Origin of the sequence: Streptomyces sp. NPDC048290, from assembly GCF_040652095.1 — a bacterium.
Lineage (GTDB): Bacteria > Actinomycetota > Actinomycetes > Streptomycetales > Streptomycetaceae > Streptomyces.
This window is the reverse complement of record NZ_JBEZLM010000023.1, coordinates 124,645-148,469: the sequence shown is the minus strand read 5'-3', so window position 1 is coordinate 148,469 and position 23,825 is coordinate 124,645. Positions and strand designations below refer to the sequence as shown.

General features: G+C 74.8%; 17 protein-coding genes. 7 read left to right on the top strand and 10 right to left on the bottom strand.

Going from position 1 to position 23,825, the window contains the following annotated elements:
* Positions 1–25 precede the first annotated feature (25 nt).
* The 3 genes from AB0D49_RS31995 (at position 26) to AB0D49_RS31985 (ending at position 4,584) form a co-directional block, all read left to right on the top strand.
* A complete protein-coding gene (locus AB0D49_RS31995) occupies positions 26–2,272 on the top strand; it encodes a cytochrome P450 (protein ID WP_362764251.1) in 2,247 nt (748 codons plus the stop codon).
* Positions 2,273–2,462: 190 nt separating this feature from the next.
* Complete coding sequence (locus AB0D49_RS31990; RefSeq protein ID WP_362764248.1) at positions 2,463–3,680, top strand: acetamidase/formamidase family protein; 1,218 nt, start codon at positions 2,463–2,465, stop codon at positions 3,678–3,680.
* Between the two features lie 52 nt (positions 3,681–3,732).
* Positions 3,733–4,584 carry a S1 family peptidase gene (locus AB0D49_RS31985; protein WP_362764245.1) on the top strand — a complete coding sequence of 284 codons (852 nt, stop codon included), beginning with the start codon at positions 3,733–3,735 and terminating at the stop codon, positions 4,582–4,584.
* Between the two features lie 58 nt (positions 4,585–4,642).
* On the opposite strand, the gene AB0D49_RS31980 is transcribed toward AB0D49_RS31985, so the two are convergent.
* A complete protein-coding gene (locus AB0D49_RS31980; protein ID WP_362764242.1) occupies positions 4,643–6,079 on the bottom strand; it encodes an aminotransferase class V-fold PLP-dependent enzyme in 1,437 nt (478 codons plus the stop codon).
* Positions 6,080–6,297: 218 nt separating this feature from the next.
* On the opposite strand from AB0D49_RS31980, the gene AB0D49_RS31975 reads away from it, so the two are divergent.
* Complete coding sequence (locus AB0D49_RS31975; RefSeq protein WP_362764239.1) at positions 6,298–6,630, top strand: hypothetical protein; 333 nt, start codon at positions 6,298–6,300, stop codon at positions 6,628–6,630.
* Positions 6,631–6,695: 65 nt separating this feature from the next.
* A complete protein-coding gene (locus AB0D49_RS31970; protein ID WP_362764237.1) occupies positions 6,696–7,352 on the top strand; it encodes a maleylpyruvate isomerase N-terminal domain-containing protein in 657 nt (218 codons plus the stop codon).
* Between the two features lie 45 nt (positions 7,353–7,397).
* Here the strand turns inward: AB0D49_RS31970 and AB0D49_RS31965 are convergent, their stop codons facing one another.
* Positions 7,398–8,195: a VOC family protein gene (locus AB0D49_RS31965; protein WP_362764235.1), complete on the bottom strand. Its 798-nt coding sequence runs from the start codon at positions 8,193–8,195 to the stop codon at positions 7,398–7,400.
* Between the two features lie 138 nt (positions 8,196–8,333).
* Here AB0D49_RS31965 and AB0D49_RS31960 point away from each other — a divergent pair, with 138 nt between their 5' ends.
* Positions 8,334–8,813: a hypothetical protein gene (locus AB0D49_RS31960; RefSeq protein WP_362764232.1), complete on the top strand. Its 480-nt coding sequence runs from the start codon at positions 8,334–8,336 to the stop codon at positions 8,811–8,813.
* A gap of 730 nt (positions 8,814–9,543) precedes the next feature.
* Entirely contained in the window at positions 9,544–10,734 is a 1,191-nt protein-coding gene (locus AB0D49_RS31955) for a cytochrome P450 (RefSeq protein WP_362764230.1), read from the top strand.
* Here AB0D49_RS31955 and AB0D49_RS31950 read toward each other — a convergent pair.
* The 8 genes from AB0D49_RS31950 to AB0D49_RS31915 form a co-directional block, all read right to left on the bottom strand.
* The gene (locus AB0D49_RS31950; protein ID WP_362764227.1) at positions 10,706–11,266 is read right to left on the bottom strand and encodes a TetR family transcriptional regulator; all 561 of its coding nucleotides are present in this window, start codon (positions 11,264–11,266) and stop codon (positions 10,706–10,708) included. The two genes, AB0D49_RS31955 and AB0D49_RS31950, sit on opposite strands and share 29 nt — an antisense overlap.
* A 41-nt stretch (positions 11,267–11,307) precedes the next feature.
* Positions 11,308–11,889: a sugar O-acetyltransferase gene (locus tag AB0D49_RS31945; RefSeq protein WP_362764224.1), complete on the bottom strand. Its 582-nt coding sequence runs from the start codon at positions 11,887–11,889 to the stop codon at positions 11,308–11,310.
* A 241-nt stretch (positions 11,890–12,130) separates the two neighbouring features.
* A complete protein-coding gene (locus tag AB0D49_RS31940) occupies positions 12,131–13,342 on the bottom strand; it encodes an MFS transporter (RefSeq protein WP_362764221.1) in 1,212 nt (403 codons plus the stop codon).
* An 81-nt stretch (positions 13,343–13,423) separates the two neighbouring features.
* A complete protein-coding gene (locus tag AB0D49_RS31935; RefSeq protein ID WP_362764218.1) occupies positions 13,424–15,613 on the bottom strand; it encodes a bifunctional serine/threonine-protein kinase/ABC transporter substrate-binding protein in 2,190 nt (729 codons plus the stop codon).
* Complete coding sequence (locus tag AB0D49_RS31930; RefSeq protein WP_362764215.1) at positions 15,613–17,742, bottom strand: bifunctional serine/threonine-protein kinase/ABC transporter substrate-binding protein; 2,130 nt, start codon at positions 17,740–17,742, stop codon at positions 15,613–15,615. Before AB0D49_RS31930 ends, AB0D49_RS31935 begins: the two co-directional genes overlap by 1 nt.
* The gene (locus AB0D49_RS31925) at positions 17,739–19,121 is read right to left on the bottom strand and encodes a hypothetical protein (RefSeq protein ID WP_362764212.1); all 1,383 of its coding nucleotides are present in this window, start codon (positions 19,119–19,121) and stop codon (positions 17,739–17,741) included. Before AB0D49_RS31925 ends, AB0D49_RS31930 begins: the two co-directional genes overlap by 4 nt.
* Positions 19,122–19,251: 130 nt before the next feature.
* Positions 19,252–19,800, bottom strand: a complete 549-nt coding sequence (locus AB0D49_RS31920; protein ID WP_362764210.1) for a DinB family protein — start codon at positions 19,798–19,800, stop codon at positions 19,252–19,254.
* A 118-nt stretch (positions 19,801–19,918) separates the two neighbouring features.
* Positions 19,919–23,293, bottom strand: coding sequence for a pyruvate carboxylase (locus AB0D49_RS31915; protein WP_362764319.1), 3,375 nt, complete (start codon positions 23,291–23,293; stop codon positions 19,919–19,921).
* Positions 23,294–23,825 lie beyond the last annotated feature (532 nt).

Genomic DNA, 23,825 nt, shown 5'->3' with positions numbered 1-23,825 from the left:
TACCAGCACGTGGAGCGTGCCCACCATGTCCGCCGACATCGACTTCGAGACACCCGCAGTGCCGGGGCCGGCCCCCGACGCCGTCTTCGACCATCACAGCGACGACGCCAACGCCGACCCGGTCGCCTACTACGCCCGGTTCCGGGAGAGCTGCCCGGTCGGCCGCTCCGACGCCCACGGCGGCTTCCACTACACCACCCGGTACGCCGATGTGGCCCGGATCGCCCGCGACGACGAGACGTTCTCCTCGGCCCGCAGCGACTCCGGCGGGCCGGGCGTCGGCATCGTGATCCCCAAGGGCCCCGGGCTGGAACAGTTCCCGATCGAGCTGGACCCGCCGCGCTCGACGGAGTACCGGCAGCTGATCAACCCGCTGCTGACCCCCGAGGCCGTGGAGCGGCTGGTGCCGATGATCGAGCGCCACGCCGCCCGGATCGTGGACGACTTCATCGAGCTGGGCTCCTGCGACTTCGTCCGCGATCTCACCAACCCGCTCCCGGCCGCGGTCACCCTGGACTGGCTCGGGTTCCCGGAGTCGGACTGGGCCCGGCTGGCGGGGCCGATCCATGACATCTTCGCCGCCCCGGCGGGCAGTGAGCGCGCCGCGCGCGGCGCCGCCGGACTGGCCTACATGGACCAGCGCATCCGGGAACTGATCGCCGAGCGGCGTACGACACCCGGCACCGACGCCATCAGCGAACTGGTCGCGGGCGTCCGCGCGGACGGCACCCCGTTCGGCGACGACGAACTGGTGTCGGTGATCGGCCTGCTCATCGCGGGCGGCGTCGACACCACCACCTCGCTCACCGGATCGACCCTGGTCCATCTGGCCCGCCATCCCGACCAGCGGCGGCGGCTGATCGAGTCGCCCGACCTGCTGGAGACGGCGACCGAGGAATTCCTGCGAGCCTTCGCCCCGTCCCAGTCGATGGCGCGGACCGTCACCCAGGACGTGGCGGTGGGCGGCTGTCCGATGCGGGCGGGCGACCGGGTGCTGATCCCCTGGGTCGCCGCCAACCACGACCCCGCCGTCTTCCCGGAGCCCGAACAGGTGCGGCTGGACCGGGACACCACCCGCCACCTCAGCTTCGGCATCGGCTCGCACCGCTGCGCCGGGGCGCATCTGGCGCGGGCCATGTTCCGGGCGATGATGACCCAGGTGCTGACCCGGCTGCCCGACTACCAGGTGATCGAGGAGGGGCTCGTCCCCTACGACACCCGGGGCAATCAGTCCGGCTGGGACGCGGTCCCGGCGGTGTTCCCGCCCGGCTCCCTGGCGAGCGGCACGGCCGTCAGCGGTCCGCGCGCGCTGACCTCGCCGACCCCGCTGCGGGTGACCGCCGTACGGGCCGCCGCCGAGGGGGTGCTCGCCGTGGAACTCGCGCTGCCCGAGGGGGGCGACCTCCCGGCGTGGCGGGCCGGGGCGCATGTGGAGGTGCGGCTGCCGTCGGGGCGGCTGCGGCAGTACTCGCTGTGCGGCGACCCCGCCGACCCCGGCACCTGGCGCATCGGGGTGCTGCGCGAACCGGACGGCCGGGGCGGCTCCGTGGAGCTGCACGACCTGGCCCGCCCCGGAGCCACCTTCGCGGTACGCGGCCCGCGCAATCATTTCCCGCTGGTGGACGCCCCCTCGTACTTCTTCCTCGCGGGCGGCATCGGGGTCACCCCGATCCTCGCGGCGGTCCGCGAGGCCGCCGCGCGCGGCCGGCCCTTCACCGTGGTCTACGGCGGACGCTCCCGGTCGACGATGGCGTTCACCGAGGAACTCGCCGCCGTCGCCGGGGACGCGCTGACCCTGCTCCCGCAGGACGAGGCCGGACTCCCGGACCTGCCCCGGCTGCTGGACGGGCTGGCGGCGGACACCGCGGTCTACACCTGCGGTCCGGCGCCGATGCTGGCCGCCGTCGAACGGGAGTGCGCCCGGCTGGATCTGACGGACCGGCTGCATCTGGAGCGGTTCGCCGCCGGGGACGAGCTGGAGACGGCGTTCGCGGCCGAGGCCAACCGGCCCTTCGAGGTCCGGCTCGCACGCAGCGGACTCTCCCTCACCGTCCCCGCCGACCGCCGGCTGATCGAGGTGCTGCGCGACTCGGTGAGCGGACTGTCGTACGACTGTGAGAAGGGGTACTGCGGGGCCTGTGAGACCCGGGTGCTCGCCGGGACTCCCGAGCACCGCGACTCGATCCTCACCGAGGAGGAACGGCAGGCGGGCCGCACGATGATGATCTGCGTCGGCCGCTGCCAGGGCGACCGCCTCGTCCTCGACCTCTGAGCCCCCGCCAGGGCATCCCCACGCACGGGTCCGGTCCGGCACCGGCCCCGTGCACGGGAATGCCCACATCACCTTCCTACGAGACGCCATAACGCCATACAAGACGCCGTTACGGTGGTGCCCCCACCGCGAAACACCCGCGCAACGACTCGTTCCTAGCGTCGGCCCCTCCTTCCACGAAAGGCGGGCCATGCCAGCGACCGACTCTCCCCCGCTCGACATCGCCGCGACCGGACACCCGGTGCTCCAGCCCGGCCGCGGCGAGATCCCCTCCGGCGTCTACGTCCCCGCCTCCCCCGGCAACGTCCTGTGGGGACGCCTGCCGTGCGCGGCGGACACCCCACGCGCGACGGTCCGGCCCGGCTCCGTCCTCACCGTCGACACCGTCAGCCACGAAGGCGTCCTGGAGGACCAGGGCCGCGACCCGCGCGGCTTCTTCGCCCGCTACGGCGTCGGCGCCGCCCATGTCCTGGACGACGCCCAGCAGATCGCCGACTCCGGACTGCCGCACGACGAGCACGCCGACGGACCGCACCTGGTCACCGGCCCCGTCGCGGTCACCGGCGCCCGGCCCGGCGACCTGCTCGCCATCACCGTCCTCGCCCTGACCCCGCGGGTGCCGTACGGCATGGTGTCCGCCCGGCACGGCTTCGGGGCGCTCCCCGGCGAACTGCCCGCACTGCCCGGCCCGGTCTTCACCTTCGCCACCGCGCACACCGGCCCGGACGGCGCCTGGGGCCGGATGGCCGTCGACCCCGCCGACCCGGCCCGGGGCGCGCTGCGCTTCCCGCTGCGCCCGTTCCTCGGGGTCATGGGCGTGGCCGTGCCCGGCGCCGCCCGCCCGCACTCGGTGCCCCCGGGACGCCACGGCGGCAACCTCGACGTGTCCCTGCTCGGCGTCGGCGCCACCCTGTACCTGCCCGTCCAGGTCGACGGCGCCCTGGTCTACTTCGGCGATCCGCACTTCGCGCAGGGCGACGGCGAGGTGGCCCTCACCGCGTTCGAGGCGTCGCTGCGGGCCACCGTGCGGGTGGAGCTGATACCGGGCGGCGCCGCGCTGCGGCCGGGCCACGGCCGGATCGCCCCGTTCGCGGAGACCGACGCGTACCTGGTGCCGATCGGGCTGGACGAGGATCTGGACCGGGCGATGCGGGACTGCGTGCGCTGCGCGCTGGACCTGCTGATGACCGACTACGGCATCGACCGGCACCTGGCGATGGCCTACCTCAGCGCGGCGGGCGACTTCGCGGTCTCCCAGGTGGTGGACGGGGTGAAGGGCGTCCACGGGAAGATCCGCAAGCGGGACTTCCGGGAGGTGACCGCAGGGAGGACGGTGCCCTTCGGAGTCCGGCCGCCCGGCACGGCCGAAGTCCGCCCTATCCGGCCCGGGAGCGGCCCGGCACAATGAGCGCTGGCTCGTACCCGGCCTGACCGACCTTCTCCCCGGGGGGACTTGGGTGATGAGAGCACTCCGTGGCGCCGTGGGGCGCTGTCTGCTGAGTCTGTCGGTGGTGGCCGGCCTCGCCGTCGGCGCCGCCCCCGCCACCGCGGCGCCACCGGCCGTGGCCCAGGCCGGCGTCGCCGCCGCCGTCGAGTCGCTGGGCATCGGCGGCACCGCCTGGGTCCCGGACGCGGACGGCGGCCGTACCCGGGTGCTCGCCGACGCCACCGTCACCGGCGCCGATCTGGCCAGGCTCCGCGCGCTGGACGGCCCGGTGCGGGTGGAGCGGGTCGGCGGACGGCTGCGCCCGCTGGTGTCGGGCGGCGACGCCGTCTTCACCAGCACCGCCCGCTGCACCGCGGGCGTCAATGTGCAGGGCGGCTCGTCGTTCTACTTCATCACCGCCGGGCACTGCACCACAGGCGCCGCCACCTGGTACACCTCCTCGGGTCTGGCCACACCGATCGGGCCGACGACCGCCAGCAGCTTCCCCGTCAACGATTTCGGCGTCGTCCAGTACACCAACCCCGCCGTGCCGCACCCCGGCACGATCGGCACCGTCGATGTCACCGGGACGGCGAACGCCACGATCGGGCTGGCCGTGTGTATGCGGGGCGCGGTGTCCGGGGTCCGCTGCGGCCGGGTCACCGCGCTCAACGCGACCGTCAACTACGGGGGCGGTGACGTGGTGTACGGCCTGATCCAGACGAACATCTGCGCCGCGCCCGGCGACAGCGGCGCCCCGCTCTACGCGGGCGACCGGGTCATCGGCATCCTCTCGGGGGGCTCCGGGAACTGCACCACGGGCGGCACCAGCTACTTCCAGCCGATCCAGGAGGCCCTGGCCGCGTACGGGCTGACCGTGTACTGACCGGTACCGAGGGTGACGCCCGCTCACCGGCCAGGACCGCCGGTCGCTCCTCTCCCGTTCAGCAGCTCTCTCTCGGGGTGAGCCCGGCCGTGTCCGGGAGCCGGTCCCGGTAGGTGGCGTGGACGAAGTCCAGGAACGTGTCGACATCCCTGGGCAGGGACGCCACCCCGAGCGAGACCCGGACCGCGCCCGCCGACGGCAGGCCCAGCCGCTCCAGGTAGTCGTCCAGCGTGCCGGGGCCGCGCCGGGCCGCCGCCCGGAGCCGCTCCTCCGACAGCCCGAACGCGGCCTCCCCCGCACCGGGGTTGCAGAAGCAGCCGGTCCGCAGGGAGATGCCGCGCGCGGCGCTGTCCCGGACGACGAGCCGTTCGTCCACGACCCCGCCCCGCGCGTCGAGCACGTTCAGCGCGACCGTGCCGCCCCGGTCGGGGTCGGCGCGGTCGGGGCCGTAGACCCGGACCAGGGGCGTGCCGTCGCCGTGTCGCAACATGCGCAGGCCGTTCAGCAACCGGCCGGTGAGCGCGCCGACATGGGTGTGGACCCGGTCCATGCCGAGGGACTCGATCCAGGCCAGCCCGGCGGTCACATCGGCGAGGGCGAGGAAGTTGAGCGTGCCGTCCTCGAAGGCGGTCTCGTCGGCGGCCGGGACATGCCATCGGCCCCGGGCGCTGACCACGCGGATGGTGCCGCCGGAGAACCAGGGGCGGCGCAGCCCGGCCAGTGCGGAGCGGCGGACGATCAGCGAGCCGACGCCGGTGGGATGGCCGAAGACCTTGTACCAGCTGACCGCCGTGAAGTCCGGGTGGTGGCGGCCGAGGTCCAGGGTGTTGGTGGGGACGTGCGCGGCGGCGTCGAGCAGGACCCGGTAGCCGCGCGCCTGGGCGGTCGCGATCCAGCCGAGCGAGTGCCGTACGCCGGTGAAGTTGCTCTGCGCCGGATAGGCGAACAGTCCGGGCGGAGGGCCGCCGGGGCGTCCGGGCGGGGCGAGGGCGGCGCGCGTACGGGCCTCGTCCAGCCGTAGACCGGGGCCGGTCACCGGGACGTACGTGGTCGTCGCGCCCCGGGCTCGGGCGTACTCCCGCAGGCCGTTGACGGAGTTGTGGTTGTCCAGCGACAGCACCAGCCGGGTGTCGTGGCTGAACGGGTACGCCTCGCCGACCAGGCGCAGGGCGCCGGTGGCGTTCGGGGTGAAGATCACCGCGTATTCGGCGGGGTCGGCGTTGAAGTGCCGCAGCACCGCCGCCCTGGCCTCGTCGACCAGGCGCCCGGAGGCGCGGGAGGCCGGGCTCTCGGAGTGCGGGTTGCCGAAGAGTCCGCCGGTGATCCGCCGGGCGCTGCCCTCCACGAGGGAGCGCGGCGGCAGCCCGGCGCCGGTGTGGTCGAGGTAGGTGTGGCCGCCGTCGTCGAGATAGCCGAACTCACGGTCGCGCAGGGCGGCGAAGGTCTCGTCCTGTGCTGTTCCGGATAACCGTCCTGTGCTCTGTGTCGCGTGCATGGGCATCCATCCCCCTTGTCCCTCTATGGCGGGAACTTCCTCCACGGTAACCGCCCGGAGGCGGCCGGTGATTCCGCGCGGGGAGCGCGCCCCGGTGGCGGGGCCCGCGGGCGGTCGGGCGACCGGATGGCGGACGCGGGAGCGGCAGAGGGGTCGGGTCCGTCCCCGTACGCGGGTCGCGACCGGGACAGATCGTGACATTGCTTACCATCCCGGGCGTGGCACATACCTTCGAAGAGCTGACGGGCATGCAGCGCGCCGCCGACCACGCGCATGACCAGGTACGCCAGTTGCGGGACCAGTACGGCCCGCCCACCGCGCACCCCTGGTCCGACCAGCAGACCGAGACGTACGAGACCGCGCTGCGCGCCTGGCGCGATCTGGCCCGCGACGTCCAGGCGGCGGTCACGGAGTACGCCCAGGAGCAGGGCATCGCCCGGTCCCAGGCGGAGGAGGACGTGAAGTCGGCGGTACGGCATCCCGAACCGGGGGGAACGGACGGGGCGGACGGGGCGGACGGGGCACAGGGGTCGGGGGGCGGCGGGGCGTAGCCGGTTTCCACCTCCCCGGGCGTTTGTCGATTGTCCGCTCCCCCGTACCGGCCTACGCTGCCCCGGTGGATCACTTCTCCCTCGCATGGACCGCGTTGCGCACGGCGGTGGCCGCACTGGACGACGAGGACTACGAGAGGCCGTCCGGGTGTGCCGGATGGCTGGTCCGGGATCTGGTGTGCCATCTGGTCATCGACGCCCAGGACGTGCTGATCACCCTCGTCACCCCCGCCGACACCGAGCCGACCGCCGACGCCACGAGCTACTGGCGGCCTGCCGCCGCGCCCCCGTCCGGCGACGACCCGCTGGCCGCGCTGATCCCGCGTCTGGCGGCGGCCTACGGCGACCCGCGGCTGCTCGCCTTCCATCTGGACGACGTCGGTTCGGCGGCGGGCCGGGCCGCCGTGCTCGCCGATCCGGCCGCGCGGGTCGGCACCCAGGACATGGTGCTGACCACCGCCGACTACCTCACGGCCTACGTGCTCGAATGGACGCTGCACCACCTCGATCTGATCGTGGATCTGCCCTCGGCCGCCGGTCCGCCCGCCGCGACCCTTGCCGCGTCCCGGACGGCGCTGGAACGGATCGCCGGCGCCCCGTTCCCCGCCTCGTTCTCCGACCGGGACGTCCTGCTGATCGGCACGGGGCGGCGACCGGCGAGCGCGGCGCAGCGGGCCGCGCTGGGCGGGCTCGACGCCCGGCTGCCGCTCATTCTGGGGTGACCCGCGGGGTCCCGGGTGCGCCGGGACCCCGCGGACCTCAGGAGGTCACTGACCGCGGCTCGGGGCGAGGACCACGAAGTCGGCGTCCGAGGGGTCCAGGCAGACGGCCATCCGGCCGATCCCCTCGGCCGTGTCGGGGCCCATCTGGACGCTGCCGCCGCTCGCGGTGACCTTGGCGACCGCCTCGTCGCAGTCGGTGACGTCGAAGACCGGGTGCCAGTACGCCTGCCCGTTGGCGAGGGCGAGGGCCTCCTTGTCGACCTGCATCAGACCGCCGTGCATCCGCTCCTCGGGGAGCCCGGCCGGGGTGATGAGCGCGTAGGTGCCGCCGCCGGGCAGCTCCATGTCGCCGAACTGCCAGCCGAAGACGGCGCCGTAGAACTCCTTCGCCGCCGCCGCGTCCGTGGTGTACAGCTCCGTCCAGGACAGGGAGCCGGGCTGGTCGACGAGTTCGACACCGCCGCTGGTGCCCGGCTGCCAGATGGCGAACTGGGCGCCCTGCGGGTCGGTGAACTGCGCCATGCGGCCCCAGTCGCCCAGGGCCATGGGCGCCACGCGGACCGTGCCGCCCGCGCGCTCGACGGCCCGGGTGGTGGCGTCGGCGTCCTGGACGGAGTAGTAGATCATCCAGGCGGAGCGGGCGCCGTCCTCGGTGAGCTTGCCCAGTCCGGCGACGGTCTTGCCGTCCTTCTGGAACATGCCGCCTTCCTGGCCCTCCCCGTCCCCCATCGACTGGAAATCCCAGCCGAGCACCGCGCCGTAGAAGGCCGCGGCGGCCCGGACGTCGGGAGCGCCCAGGTCGAGGAAGCAGGGTGAGCCCGGGGCGAAGTCGGTGGTGATCACTGGGAATCCCTTTCGTAGCTCCTGTGTGTCCTCAGCCTGACACCCGCCACTGACAATCGCCCGTCGACCGTCGAACACACGTTCCCGCCATGGGAGACTGCCGGGTCAGCGGACCCGACCGACGGACAGGAGCCCCGGATGACACCCGACCCGGCCGCCTCGGAGCCCGCGCCCGCGTGCCTGGCCTGCGACCTCACCGCCGGACGCGCCCCGCTGCCGGGCGGGGTCCTGCTGCGGGCCGGCTCCTGGGTGGTCGAGCACTGCGTCGGCCCGCTGGGCCTGGGCACGCTCGTGGTCAAACCGGCCCGGCACGTCCTGCATGTCGCCGATCTGGACACGGCGGAGGCCGCCGAACTGGGGCCCCTGCTGCGCCGGGTGAGCGCCGCCGTCACCGCCGTCCTGGCACCGGAGCAGGTCTATGTGTGCCTGTGGTCGCACGCGGGCGGGGTCCCCGGACACCTCCACTTCGTGGTGCAGCCCGTGGACCGGTCCACCCGCGTCCGCCACGGCGCCTTCGGCCCCCGCCTCCAGGCCGCGATGGCGGAGGCGGGTCACATGCCGGAGGCGGCCGAGGTGGAGCGGGTGTGCGGACGGCTGCGGGGGGTGCTGGGCGGGTGAGGCCGGGGGGCGGACGGCGGACGGCGTGATGGGGCTGGCACGCGTCTCCGCCCGACGGCGGACGCCGGACGGCCGGACGGGACGCGATCGGGGGCCGTGTCCGGACGACCAGACGGGACGGGCGCGGCCTCCGGCCGGACGCCGGACGATCCGATGGGACGCGATCGGCCGCCGTGTTCGGACGGCCGGACAGGACAGGCACGGCCTCCGGCCAGACGCCGGACCACCAGACGGGACGCGATCGGCCGCCGTGTCCCGACGGCGGCCGGACGGGACAGGCACGGCCTCCGGCCGGACGCCGGACCACCCGACGGGACGCGATCGGCCGCCGCGTCCCGACGGCCGGACAGGACGGGCGCGACCCCCGGCCAGACGCCGGACCACCCGACGGGACGCAATCGGCCGCCGCGTCCCGACGGCCGGACAGGACAGGCACGGCCTCCGGCCGGACGCCGGACGGGATGAGCGCGCGCCTCCTGGCCGGACGGCCGGACCGCGCGGGCACGCGCCGCCAGGGCCGGACCGCGCGAGTGTGGCCCTCGGCCCGACGGCCGGAGCGGATGAATGCGGGCAGCCTCGCCCGGTCCGCCGGGCCGGACGAGCGTGGCCCTCAGCCCGACGGCCAGAGCGGATGAACACCGGCAGCCTCCCCCGGACGCCCGGACGGCCGGGCCGCGCGGGTGCCCGTTAGCCTCGTCATCATGATCGGGATCTTCCGGGAAGGGCCGCGATGAACCACTCCTCTCCGCTGGGCGCCGCCACCACGCTGGCCGAACTCGCCGAGGACCCCCATCCACGGCTGGCACTGTTGCGGGCGGCCGAGCCCGTGTCCTGGGTGACCGAGCTGGGGGGTTGGCTGGTGACGCGGCGGGATCTCGCCGTGGAGGTGATGCGGGACGCCGCCGCCTTCACCGTCGACGATCCGCGGTTCTCCACCGCGCGCGTGGTGGGGCCCAGCATGCTGTCGCTGGACGGGGAGCGGCACGCGCGGCACCGGGAGCCGTTCGTCGCGGCCTTCAGGCCCCGGGAGGTGCGGCAGGGGTTCGAGGGGTTCGTCGAGGCGGAGACGGCACGGCTGATCGGGCGGTTCGCGGACGCCGGGGAGGCGGAGCTGCGGCGGGACTTCGCCGGGCCCCTGGCAGTCGCCGTGATGAGGGAGGCGCTCGGGCTCCGGGGCACCACCACGGACACGGTCCTCGCCTGGTACGACGCGATCGTGCGGGCGGTCGCCGAGCTGACCGCCGGACAGGTGGCGGGCGCCGCCGCCGGGGAGGCCGCCTATGCCCGGCTGCGGGCCGCCGTGGAGGAGACCGTCACGGACCGGGACGCCACGTCGCTGCTGGTGGCCGCCGCCGGGAAGCTCTCGGTGCCGGAGGTGGCGTCCAACGCGGCGGTGCTCATGTTCGGCGGGATAGAGACCACCGAGGCGATGATCACCAACGCGCTGCTGCATCTGCTGGACCACCCGGACCAGCTCGCCCTGGTCCGGGCCGAACCGGCGCTGCTGGACGGGGCCGTGGAGGAATCCCTGCGCCTCGAACCGGGCGCCGCGGTGGTCGACCGGTACGCCACCCGGGACATCGTGCTCGGCGCGGCGCGGATCCGGCGCGGGGATCTGGTCAGTGTGTCCCTGACCGGGGCCAACCGCGATCCGGCCGTCTTCCCCGACCCCGACCGTTTCGACGTGCGGCGCGACAACACCCGGCTCCAGCTGGCCTTCGCGCACGGCCCGCACTACTGCATCGGCGCCCATCTCGCCCGCCTGGAGACCCGGGTCGCCCTACGGCGGCTCCTGGAGCGGCTTCCGGGGCTGCGGCTCGATCCACGGCGGCCCGCGGCGCCGTACGGGCTGGTGTTCCGCAAGCCCCCGGAGCTGTATGTGCGCTGGGACGTCAGCTCGGCTGGGGCGGTGGTGTCGTGATGCGCCGGACGGCCTCCAGAGTGACCACGCGGTCGTGCGGTGCGCGGGCGAGGGCGCGGTGCAGGGTCAGGCCCTCGATGAGCGCGTCGAGCTGACGGGCCGTGTCGGCGTCGAAGTGCTTCTCCAGATGGACCCGGCTGCGGCGCATCCAGTCGTGCGTGAGGGCCCGGTAGGCGGGGCGGCGGGCGGCCAGCGTGTACAGCTCCTGGGTGAGCACCAGATCGCGCTGGGCGTCCTCGGCGGACAGCGCGTGCACCAGGTCGGCCACCGCCTCGACCGCCTCCGCGCGGTCCGCGGGCCGGGCGAGGAAGCCGCCGAAGAACACCACGAACTCGTCGGTGAACCGCTGGAACGCCTCGAACAGCAGCTCGTCGATCCCGGCGAAGTGGTACGTCATCGAGCCGAGGGGCACACCGGCCCGCGTGGCGATCTTCCGGTGGGAGACCCCCGCCACGCCCACCTCCGCGATCAGGTCGAGGGCGGCGCTGAGAATGCGCTCACGGCGCTGCGGGTCGGTGTGTCCGGTTGCCATGTCCGGAGTTTCTCAGGAACCACGCCGTCACGGTGGCGCTCTCACAGGGACCGCACCGCGCGGGCCGGGTTCCCGACGGCGACGGTGTCCGCGGGGACGTCCCGGGTGACGACCGCTCCGGCGCCGATCACCGCGTTGTCTCCGATGGTCACGCCCGGCAGCACGATGGCGCCGCCACCGAGCCACACGTTGTCGCCGACCGTGATGGGGCGGGCGGCCTCCAGCTTGTCCCTGCGGGGACCCGGCTCCAGCGGGTGGGTGGGGGTGAGCAGTTGTACGTTCGGGCCGATCTGGCAGTCCGCGCCGATCACGATGGCGGCGACGTCCAGCGCGGTCAGATTGAAGTTGACGAAGGTGCGGGCGCCGATGGTGAGGTTGTCGCCGTAGTCGACATACAGCGGGGGCCGGAGGTGGACGTCCTCGCCCAGGCCGCCCAGCAGTTCCGCGAGCAGCGGCCGGGCGGTCGCGGGGTCCTCGGTGTAGGCGGCCTGGTAGCGCGCCGCCAGCCGTACCGCGCGCTGCTGCCTGCGGGCGATCTCCGGGTCGTCGGCGATGTACAGGTCCCCGGCGAGCATCCGCTCATGCTGGCTGCGCGGGTCGTGGGCGAAGGAGTCGGTCGACATGCGCGCGATGGTACCGCCCGAAGTGTACGACCGTACGCTCGCCGGGGCGGCACACCGGGAACGCCCACCGCGCGGGGGCGGGTACGCGTGCCCGCCCCAAGGGGCCCGGTACGGAGGGCGGTCATAGGAGACCGGTACAGAGGGCCGACACATGAGGCCGGTATGCGTACCCGACACATGAGGCCGGTACGGAGGGCCGCCATACGGGCCGATGCGGAGGGTCGTCGCCCCGCCGCCCGCCCTACCGCGCCGGGCGCGTGCCCAGTACGCCCGCCAGGGCGATGACGAGCAGGCCGGCGAACGGCACCAGCAGCAGGCCGAGACGCAGTCCGGACGCGTCGGCGACCAGGCCGACGACGGGCGGCGAGAGCAGGAAGCCGAGCCGCATGAGCCAGGAGACGACGGTGAGGCCGGTGCCGGGTCTGAGGCCCGGGAGTGCGTCGGCGGCGGACATGGCGGCCGGGACGAGGGTCGCCACGCCGAAACCGGCCGCGGCGAAGCCCAGGATGGTGCCGGGCACCGAGGGGAAGGCCAGGGCCAGTCCCATGCCCCCGGCCGTGATCAGCCCGCCCGCGCGGGCCACCGTCCGCTGTCCGAACCGGTCCACCAGCCGGTCGCCCAGGAGCCGTCCGACGAACTGCGCGCCGACCAGCGCGATGTACCCGGAGGCGGCCAGCGCCGCCGCAGCGCCGAGGGAGCCGGACAGGTAGAGCGCGGCCCAGGAACTGCCCGCGTCCTCCACCAGGGTGCCCGCCATGGCGATCAGCACCAGTGCGGCCAGGACGTACGTCCGCCGGGAGGGGGTCATCACGGGACGGGCGGGTCCGGTCGCGGGGTCGGCGGCGCCGGGGTCGGCGGCCGGTTCGGTGTCGGGGCCGGGCAGACAGTGGCGCAGGGCGCCGAGCGCGGCGAGGCCGAACAGGACGGCGGAGACGGTCAGGTGCAGTCCGGCGGACAGGTCCAGGGCGATGGCGGCGGCGGCCATGGCACCGCCGAGGACGGCGCCGATGGACCAGATGGCGTGGAAGGAGTTGATGATCGAGCGCCCGTAGTGGCGCTGGACGCGCAGTCCGTGGGCGTTCTGCGCCACGTCCGTGATCGCGTCCATGGCCCCGCCCAGGAACAGCGCCGCGGCGAACACCAGCACGGAGGACGCCGTTCCCGCGCCGAGAATGGCGAGCCCGGTGAGCAGGGTCCCGGCCACCGCGGCGCGCGCCGAGCCGAAGCGGCGGATCACCATCCCGGCGCCGAGGCCCGCCACGATGGCACCGGTCGGGAACGCGGCGATGGCCAGCCCATAGGCCGTGTTCCCGATGCCCAGGTCGGCCTTGATCTGCGGATAGCGCGGCAGGACGTTCGCGAACAGCGCGCCGTTGGTGAAGAAGAGGACGGCCACCGCCGCGCGGGCCCGCCGTTCGCGCAGGGCAGGCCGTACCTGCACATCGAGTGTCATGGGCGGGAGCGTACCCCTGGAGCGTACGATCGTACACTCCTGGGGCGGGGCGCACCGGAGCGTGCCGGAGTGGCGGGGGCGTCAGCCGAGTTCGTCGTGGCGGCCCAGGAAGCGGAAGGTGCCGCCGCGCGCCTGGAACAGGAAGTACGCCGTGCCGGGGGCCAGGGTGCGGGTGCCGTCGGTGGTGAAGCGGAGCGGCTTGGCCAGACCGTCGTAGGCCACGGTGAACAGTCGTTGGGACACCGCGCCCGGCTCGCTGCCGGGGCCGTCGCCCAGTTCCTCCAGCGTGTGGGCGACCAGGCCCACGGCGTCGTACGCCTCCGGTGACCAGCGGGCGGGCGGGACGCCGAACCGTGCCCGGTGGGCGTCGCGGAAGGCGGCGGGGGCGCTGCCCGGGTCGGTGAAGGGCGCGGCGAGGACCCAGTCCTGGGCGGCGGGTCCGGCCTGGTCGGGGAAGGCGGGGTCCATGAGGTGCCAGGTGCCCAGGCACGGTCCGGTGAAGCCGGCGCCGCGCAGGGCGCGGGCGCAGCGGGCGGCCCGCGCGGGTGCCGTGCTCGTGAGGACGACGGCCTGCGCGCGGGTGGCGAGCGCCGCGCGGACGGCGGGCCCGAAGTCGTCCGTGTCCGCGCCGACCGGATGGACCGTCGCCGTGCCTCCGGCGGGCGGGGTCCGGATGAGCGCGGTGGCGAGGGCCGTCCCTGTGCGCCCCGCAGCCCGGTCGTCGATCACGGCGGTCCGCGCGACGGGGCGTACGTCCCGCAGATAGCTCAGCACGGGCAGCGCCAGGTACGCGTCGGGGGCCCGGGTCGCGCACACGGTGGTGAACCGGGTCTCCCCCGCGCCGAGTTCGGTGCCGTCCGCCGAGATCAGCACCATCGCCGTACGGGCGTCCTGGTATAGCGGGGCGGCGGCGACGGCCGCCGTGGCGGTGCCCAGGCCCAGCACCGCGCTCACCCCGGTGGTGAGGAGCCGCCGGGCGCTCTGCCGGGCGCGGGCCGCCTCGCCCCGGTCGTCGGCGGTCTCCAGCGCCAGCCGGAAGGCGATGCCGGGGCGCGCGTTGTGCTGCTCCACGGCGAGCCGCGCGCCGCGCTCCTGCGCCGCCGCGTCCGCCTTTCCCGGGCCGCCGAGGTCGCCCTGGAAGCCGAGGGTACGGACGGGGAGGGCGTCGCCCGCGCCACCGCCGCGTCCGGCGACCAGATAGGCGGTGACGCCGCCGCCTGCGGCGAGCAGGGAGGCCGCGGCGGCGCCCGCGCGCAGGACACGGCGGCGGTCGGGGTCGGGTGCGGCGGGTGCGGGCTCCTCGGGCACCCGGCGGGGCGTCGGGACGTCCAGGGCCCGCGCGGAGCGTTCCGCGACGATCCGCAGCAGGGCGGGCGGCAGCCAGTCCTCCTCGCCGCCGGACGGCATCCGCGTGAGCGGGACGCGCGGGTCGCGCAGGGTCGCCGCGAGCTGCCGCGCGGTGGGCCGCGCCGCCGGGTCCTTGGCGAGACAGGCGGCGAGCACCGGCCGCAGTCCGGCGGGGACCCCGGCGAGTTCCGGTGCCTCGTGGACGGTGCGGAAGAGGACCCCTGCGGCGTGTCCGGAGCCGAACGGGCGCCGCGCGGAGGCCGCGTACGCGAGAACGCCCCCCAGGGAGAACACATCGCTCGGCGGCCCGACCTCCCCGGCCCCGGCCCGCGCCTGTTCCGGGGCGAGATAGCCGGGCGTACCGAGGACGGCGTCGGGCGCGGTGAGCGCCGTGGCACCGGCCGCGCGGGCGACACCGAAGTCGATGAGCCGGGGCCCGTCCAGGGCGAGCAGCACATTGCCCGGCTTCACGTCCCGGTGCACCAGGCCCGCGCCATGGACCACGGCCAGCGCCTCGGCGAGCCGTACGCCCAGGACGCGTACGGCGGACAGGGGCAGCGCCCCCGACCCGTCGACCGCCTCCACCAAGGAGGGTCCTGGCACGAACTCGGTGGCGAGCCAGGGCTCGCGGGCCTCGGTGTCGGCGGCGAGCACGGGGACCAGCCAGCGAGCGGGCCCCGCCCCAGGGGCCGCCGTCTCCCCTTCCCGGGACCCCGTCAGCGCCCGTACGGCCGCCACCTCGCGGCGGAAACGCACCCGGAACGCGGGATCGGCCGCGTGTTCCGCGCGGATCGTCTTGAGGGCGACGAGGGTGCCGCCGGGGGTGCGGGCGAGATAGACCACGCCCATGCCGCCCGCGCCGAGCCGCGCCAGGAGCCGGTGACCGCCGATGTCCTCGGGATCGGCGGCCGACAGGGGCCGCATCAGAGCTGGACCTTGCCCTCGTAGGCGAACCGGCCGCCCCGCACCACGTACCGGAAGACCTCATGGCCGGTGAGCCACCGGTACTCCGGATCGAACGCGTAGGTCCGCACCAGGCCCCTGTACGTACCCTTGGCCAGCAGGTCGAACAGGCGCTCCCGGGACGGCCGGCCGCCCGCCTCGGTGATCCGGGTGATGACCATGCGGGCCACGTCGTACGCCTCGGCGGCCCAGTACGGGGGCGGGGAGCCGTAGCGCGCGCGGTAGGCGGCGGCGAAGGCGCGGACCGGACCGGCCGTGGGGTCGATGTACGGGGCGAAGGTCTGCCAGCCGTCCGCGGCGGCACCGGCGGCGGCCAGGAACGCGGGGCGCGCGGCCGGGTGGCCGAGGACGCGCAGCCCGTCGTAGTCCGCCGCGGCGAGGGCGCGGGCGACGGCGGCGCCCCGTTCGGGAGTTCCCATGTAGACGATGCCGTCGGGCCCGTCGGGACCGTCGGCGAGCAGCTCGGACACCACCGGGGCGAGGTCCTGGGCCAGCCGGGGCACGACCCGGGGCGCACCGGCGATCTCCAGCACCCCGAGGCTCTGGAACATGGTCTGGCCGAGTTGCCAGGCCGGGGAGGAGCCCGCGCGGTCGATGAGGACGGCCACCTCGCGGGCGCCCTGGGTGTGGACGGAGAAGGCGGCGGCGACGGGGAGGCCGGTGTAGCCGGGGACGGCCTGGAGGAAGCGGCGGGGCTGGGAGGTGCCGTAGACGGACAGCGCGGAGGACGCGGTGAGCTGCGGGACGAGCCGTTCGTCGTAGCTGTCGAGGCTGGCGCCGGTGGTGTCGTCGCCGGTGGAGCCGATGACGGCGAGCAGGTCGCGGTCGGCGGCGAGGGTACGGGCGACCGCGCGGGCGCGGGCGGGGTCGTCGCCGTCGTCGGCGGTCTCCAGGGTGAGCGTGAAGGGCTTGTCCCGGCGGGCGTTGAACTGCTCGACGGCCAGCCGGACCCCGCGCTCCTGGGCCCGTCCCACGTCCTTCTGACCACCGCTCAGATCGGCCTGCACGCCGAGGACCCAGCGGCGCGCGGCGGGCCCGGCGCCCGGCGCGGTGCCGTCGTCACGCAGGGCGGCCCAGGCGGCGGCCCCACCGAGGGCCGCGACCAGGGCGGAGGCGCCGCCGAGGGCGAGGAAGCGGCGGCGGGAGGAGGGGGCGGGAACTTCCGTGGACGGGGCGTCCGTTGTCGGGTCGAGGGCGGTGGCCTCGATGTCGGGGAGGTCGAGCAGAGCGGCGGAGCGGTCCGCGACGAGCCGGACGACGGGGGCGGGGAGCCAGTCGTCCAGCGGTGGGCCGTCGGTGAGCGCCTCGTCCAGTTCCCGGGCGGTGGGGCGGTCGGCCGGGTCCTTGGCGAGACAGTGCAGGAGGACGGTCCGGAGGTCGTCGGGGACACCGTCGAGATCGGGTTCGTCGTGGACGGTGCGGTAGAGCAGGGCGTCGGCGGTGCCGGTGCCGAAGGGGAGGCGGCCGGTGACGGCGTAGGAGAGCAGACAGCCGAGGGCGAAGACATCACCGGCGGCGGTGGCGGGCTCGGCCAGCGCCTGTTCGGGTGCGAGGAAGCCGGGGGTGCCGACGATCATGTCGGCGGAGGTGAGCGCGGTCTCCCCGGGGGCGCGGGCGATCCCGAAGTCGATGAGCCGGGGTCCGTCCAGGGCGAGCAGCACATTGCCGGGCTTGACGTCCCGGTGGACGAGTCCGGCGGCGTGGACGGCGGTCAGGGCGCGGGCCAGCATCCCGCCGAGGACCCGGACCCCGGGCGCGGGCAGCGGGCCGGTGGCGGCGACGGCCTCGGCGAGCGAGGGGCCGGGCACGAAGGCGGTGGCGAGCCAGGGGGCCGGGGCGTCCGGGTCGGCGCCGGTGACCGGCACGGCCCAGGGGCTGTCGACGCGCCGGGCGGCGGCGACCTCCCGCCGGAAGCGGGCGCGGAACTCGGGCTGGTCGGCGTACTCGGGCAGGATCACCTTGACGGCGGCGAGTTCACCGGACGCGGCGCGGCCGAGGTAGACGACACCCATGCCACCGGCGCCGAGCCGGGCGAGCAGCCGGTGTCCGCCGATCCGGACGGGGTCGGTGGGGATGAGGTTCTCGGTCACGCGCCACCGCCTTTCGGGCCGGTGGCGGAGGGGGAGGGCGTGCCCGTACCGGCGGTCGGGCCCGCCGAACGCGCCGGGTCGGACGGGGCTGCGGGAGCTTCGGGTTCGGACGGGTCTGCGGAGGCTTCCGGTTCGGACGGGGCTGCGGAGGCGGCCGGTTCGGAGAGACCCGCAGAGACCGCCGGATCGGACAGACCCGCCGGGACCACCGGTTTGGACAGACCCGCCGGGACGGCACGCTCGGACAGGTCCGCCAGGACGGCCGGTCCGGACAGGCCCGCAGAGACCGCCGACTCGGACAGACCCGCCGGGACGGCCCGCTCGGACGGGTCCGCAGCGACCGCCGGTTCGGACAGGTCCGCCAGGACTGCCGGTCCGGACAGACCCGCAGAGACAGCCCGCTCGGACAGGTCCGCACCGACCGCCGGTCCGGACAGGTCCGCCAGGACGGCCCGTCCGACCAGACCCGCAGAGACAGCCCGCTCGGACGGGCCCGCACCGACCGCCGGTTCGGACAGCCCCGCAGAGACCGCCGACTCGGACGGGTCCGCCGGGACGGCCGAGGCCGCCGGGTCCCGCTCCAGTGCCCCCCGCACCTTCGATCCCATGCCCACATGCGGATCCCGCACCTGATCCAGCAGTTCGGACTGGTTCCAGCCCTTGGCGCCCTTCGCGGACACGGCGAGGGTGACGGGGCCGATGCGGGTCTGCCGCCAGACGTAGGGGTGCGTGCCGCCGTCCTGGAGGTGGGTGTAGTCGCCGATCTCGGTGAGGGAGTCGTCGGCGAAGCCGTTCCCGGACTCGCCGAGCCCGGCGGGCACGTCGTTGAGGGAGGTCACCATCTCGTCGGCGCGCAGCCGCTGGGTGGGGCAGCGCAGTGTCTCCTCCAGCACCTCGGCGTTCTCCCAGTCGGCGAGTTCGGCGGTGCGGTGCACGGTGACGACGGCGGACAGCCGCACCATGCCCCGGCCGTCGCTCGCGGGTATCCGGTAGGAGCGGGTGAGCGTGGCGAGGACGCCGTCCGGACGGGGCCGCTGCTCCCAGACGCAGTCGTCCCCGAGGACGGCCCAGCGCCGGGGATCGCTCTCGTAGGGGTTCTGGCGGACGGCGGCGGGGCCGAAGTCGGCGGGTCCGGGCAGGACGGCACGGACCAGTCGGGCGGCCTCGGCGCCGGAGCCGGGCACCTTGTCGGGGTCGATGTCGACAGCCCCGCTCGGCGATGCGGACGGCGTCGGGGATGGGGACGGGGACACCGCGCCGTCCCGCTTCCCCGTGGCCGACCCGTCCGGTGCGCCGCCGCTCGTCGTGCACCCCGCGAGCAGCAGCCCGCCCGCCGCGACGGCACATCCGAGCCGTGCCGTTCCGCCCCTCAGGACCACGACCGGTCCCCCTTCGGATCGTCAGCTCACCGGGCGCGCCACGCCCGGTGCCGTCGGGGCGATGCTAGACAGCAACGGGCGTACGCACACGCTCAGTTGACGATCATGTGGCACAGCCGTGCCCCGGCTGTCACACAGCGGGTACGCGGCCGTGCGCCAGGGCCGTGCGCAGCAGGCGGAGCTGTCCGATCTCGGCGATGTTCTTCATCAGCTCCGCGTTCGCCCAGGCGACGGTGTGGCCGAGGGTGCGGTCGGTGCCCTCGCCCCAGGGGAAGGCGCAGGGGCGGTCGAGGGCGTCGTCGGTGAGGCGGTCGAGGCCGTCCAGCCAGTCGTCGCGCAGGGCGCCGAGCCAGCCGGTGACGGCTGCCGGGTCGTCGCCGGGCCAGCGGACCCCGGTCCGTTCGCGCGGGGTACGGCCGTGCAGATGGTCGGTGGCGGTGCCCAGCCACCAGCCCAGGTGCCAGCTCACCCAGCCGAGGGTGGGCACCGGTACGGGGTCCGGCTCGGTGTCCGCCCAGTCCGGCACCCAGTGGCCCGCGGCGTCCTGGCGCAGGGTCCAGCACAGCGGGGCGGGTTCCCACAACAGGTCGCCGGGGGCCAGCCGGTCCAGGTGGTAGGCGAGCAGCGACCAGGCCAGCTCGGACTGTCCGCGCAGCAGTTCGCTTCGGGAAGAGATCACCGGGCGACCCTCGCACAGGGGGGTGAGGGCCGCCAACGGGTTATCAGGGGGCGCGTACGGTCGGGCGGAGGCGGCCCGTACGACCTGCCCCCACCGGACCTCCACGGCTCCGAACCCCTCAGACCACCTCGACCAGCAGATCCCCGCCCTCCACCTGCTGGACGCGGTTGATGGCCAGCCGGGTGACCCGCCCTCCCGAGGGCGCGGTGATCGCGGCCTCCATCTTCATCGCCTCGATGGTGGCGACCGTGGCGCCCGTCTCGACCTCGTCGCCCTCGCGCACCGCGAGGGTGACCACCCCGGCGAACGGGGCGGCGACATGCCCGGGGTTGCTCCGGTCGGCCTTCTCGGTGACCGGGATGTCGGAGGCGGCCTTGGTGTCGCGGACCTGGATGGGGCGGAGCTGTCCGTTGAGCCCGGCCATCACGGTGCGCATCCCGCGTTCGTCGGCCTCGCCGATGGCCTGGAGTTCGATCAGCAGCCGGACGCCGGGCTCCAGGTCGACGGCGTACTCCTTGGCGGGGCGCAGGCCGTAGAAGAAGTCCTTGCTGTCCAGGACGCTGGTGTCGCCGTAGGACTGGCGGTGGGTCTCGAAGTCGCGGGTGGGGCCGGGGAAGAGCAGCCGGTTGAGGGTGGTGCGGGGGGACTTCTCCAGTCCGTCGCGGTCCTCGGGGGACAGGTCCGCGACGGGCTTGGCGGCGGCGCGGCCCTTGAGGGCCTTGGTGCGGAACGGTTCGGGCCAGCCGCCGGGCGGGGTGCCGAGTTCGCCGCGCAGGAAGCCGATGACGGAGTCGGGGATGTCGAAGCGGTCCGGGGTCTCCTCGAAGTCCCTCGGGGTGACCCCGGCGCCGACCAGGTGCAGGGCGAGGTCGCCGACCACCTTGGACGACGGGGTGACCTTGACCAGCCGGCCGAGGATACGGTCGGCGGCCTCGTACATCGCCTCGATCTCCTCGAAGCGGTCGCCGAGTCCGAGGGCGACGGCCTGGGTGCGCAGATTGGAGAGCTGGCCGCCGGGGATCTCATGGTGGTAGACGCGGCCGGTCGGGGAGGCGAGTCCGGCCTCGAAGGGCGCGTACACCCGCCGGACGCTCTCCCAGTAGGGCTCCAGGTCGCCGACGGCCTGGAGGTCGAGGCCGGTCGGGCGGTCGGAGTGGTCGGTGGCGGCGACGATCGCGGACAGCGACGGCTGGGAGGTGGTCCCGGCCATGGAGGCGACGGCCCCGTCCACCGCGTCGACCCCGGCCTGCACGGCGGCGAGGTAGGTGGCGAGCTGGCCGCCCGCCGTGTCGTGGGTGTGCAGGTGGACCGGCAGGTCGAACTCCCGGCGCAGCGCGGCCACCAGGGTCGCGGCGGCGGGGGCGCGCAGCAGGCCCGCCATGTCCTTGACGGCCAGGACATGGGCCCCGGCCTCGACGATCTGCTCGGCGAGCCGCAGATAGTAGTCGAGGGTGTAGAGCCGCTCGCCCGGGTCGGACAGGTCGGCGGTGTAGCAGAGCGCGACCTCGGCGACGGCCGTGCCGGTCTCCCGTACGGCGTCGATGGCGGGGCGCATCTGGCCGACGTCGTTGAGGGCGTCGAAGATGCGGAAGATGTCGATGCCGGTGGCCGCGGCCTCCTGCACGAACGCGTCGGTGACCTCGGTGGGGTACGGGGTGTAGCCGACGGTGTTCCGGCCGCGCAGCAGCATCTGGAGACAGAGGTTGGGCGCGGCCTCACGCAGCGCGGCGAGCCGCTCCCAGGGGTCCTCGGCGAGGAAGCGCAGGGCGACGTCGTAGGTGGCGCCGCCCCAGCACTCCAGGGAGAGCAGTCCGGGCAGGGTGCGGGCGACGGTCGGGGCGACGGCGAGCAGGTCCTTGGTGCGGACCCGGGTGGCCAGCAGGGACTGGTGGGCGTCGCGGAACGTGGTGTCGGTGACGCCGAGCAGCGGGGACGCGCGCAGGGCGCGGGCGAAGCCCTCGGGGCCGAGTTCGGCCAGCCGCTGGCGGGAGCCCGCGGGCGGTTCCCCGGCGGGCAGCGGCGGGAGCTTGGTGGTGGGGTCGATGAGGTCGGGGCGCTCGCCGTGCGGCTTGTTGACGGTGATGTCGGCGAGGTAGGTGAGCAGTTTGGTGCCGCGGTCCGCAGAGTGGCGGGCGGTCAGCAGCTGCGGGCGCTGCTCGATGAACGAGGTGGTGACCCGTCCGGCCTGGAAGTCGGGGTCGTCCAGGACCGCCTGGAGGAACGGGATGTTGGTGGCCACGCCCCGGATGCGGAACTCGGCGACCGCGCGCCGGGCCCGGCCGATCGCGGCGTTCAGGTCCCGGCCCCGGCAGGTCAGTTTGACCAGCATGGAGTCGAAGTGGGCGCTGATCTCCGTACCGGCGTGGGTGGTGCCGCCGTCGAGGCGGATGCCGGAGCCGCCGGGTGAGCGGTAGGCGCTGATCCGGCCGGTGTCGGGGCGGAAGCCGTTGGCGGGGTCCTCGGTGGTGATCCGGCACTGGAGGGCGGCGCCGCGCAGCACCACCGTGTCCTGGGACAGGCCGAGGTCGGCGAGGGTCTCGCCGGACGCGATGCGCAGCTGGGCCTGGACCAGGTCGACGTCGGTCACCTCCTCGGTGACGGTGTGCTCGACCTGGATGCGCGGGTTCATCTCGATGAAGACATGGTTGCCGTCGCGGTCGAGGAGGAACTCGACGGTGCCGGCGTTGCGGTAGCCGATCTCGCGGGCGAAGCGGACGGCGTCGGCGCAGATCCGGTCCCGCAGCTCCGGGTCCAGGTTGGGCGCGGGGGCGAGTTCGATGACCTTCTGGTGGCGGCGCTGGAGCGAGCAGTCCCGTTCGAAGAGGTGGATCACGTTCCCGTCGCCGTCGGCGAGGATCTGCACCTCGATGTGGCGGGGCTCGACCACGGCCTTCTCCAGGAAGACGGTGGGGTCGCCGAACGCGGAGGCGGCCTCCCTGGAGGCGGCCTCGATGGACTCGCGCAGCGCGGCCGGGTCCTCGACGCGCCGCATCCCGCGTCCGCCGCCGCCCGCGACGGCCTTCACGAACACCGGGAAGCCGATCTCGGCGGCGGCCCGGACGAGTGCGTCGACGTCCGTGGAGGGCTGTGAGGAGCCGAGGACGGGGACGCCCGCCGCGCGGGCGGCGGCCACCGCGCGGGCCTTGTTCCCGGTCAGCTCCAGGATGTCGGCGTCCGGTCCGACAAAGGTGATGCCCGCCTCGGCGCAGGCGCGGGCCAGCTCCGGGTTCTCGGACAGGAAGCCGTAGCCCGGGTACACGGCGTCGGCCCCGGCGCGCCGGGCGGCCCGGACGATCTCGTCCACGGAGAGGTACGCCCGCACGGGATGGCCGGGTTCGCCGATCTCGTACGCCTCGTCCGCTTTCAGCCGGTGGAGCGAGTTGCGGTCCTCGTGCGGGAAGACGGCGACCGTGCGCGCGCCCAGCTCATAGCCGGCGCGGAAGGCGCGAATCGCGATCTCACCTCTGTTGGCGACCAGTACCTTGCGGAACATGCTCCATCCCTTCGCGGCCCTCCCGGTGACGAGGACCATGGTCGCCGCGCGGTCGACGTCACGCCATGTGAGCAACGCCACTTTCCCGGACAAGTCAGCGGGTGTCCGCCGGTCGGCGCAGTGGACGGGCGCCGGAGTGTCGCGCGGGCTCCGGATGTTGTGCCACGAGCACGATGGCGTGGCGGCCGGGGTGTTGCAGGGTCGTGAAACGATCCCCGGCGCCCTTGACCTGCCCGAGCGCCGGTCCGCAGGCTCGACGGCATGACCGCGACCCTGACGCGCCTTCCGTACCGGTGCCCTTGCCGGGCCTTCGCCCGCCGGGCTGCCCGTCCCTGTCGCTGATCGTCCCGCGCCCGTCGCCGCACTCCGGGCGTGGCGTGTTGTCCACCGCCGCGCACGGCGCCCGGCCGACCCTCGGGCGGGCGTGTCCGCCACCGCACGGGACCCCGGCGAGTCTTGTGGCCCCGGGCGGCCTCACCGGTGCCGTATGCGCCCCCGCGCGGGACCCCGTCCGGTTCCGGCCGGAGGCGCC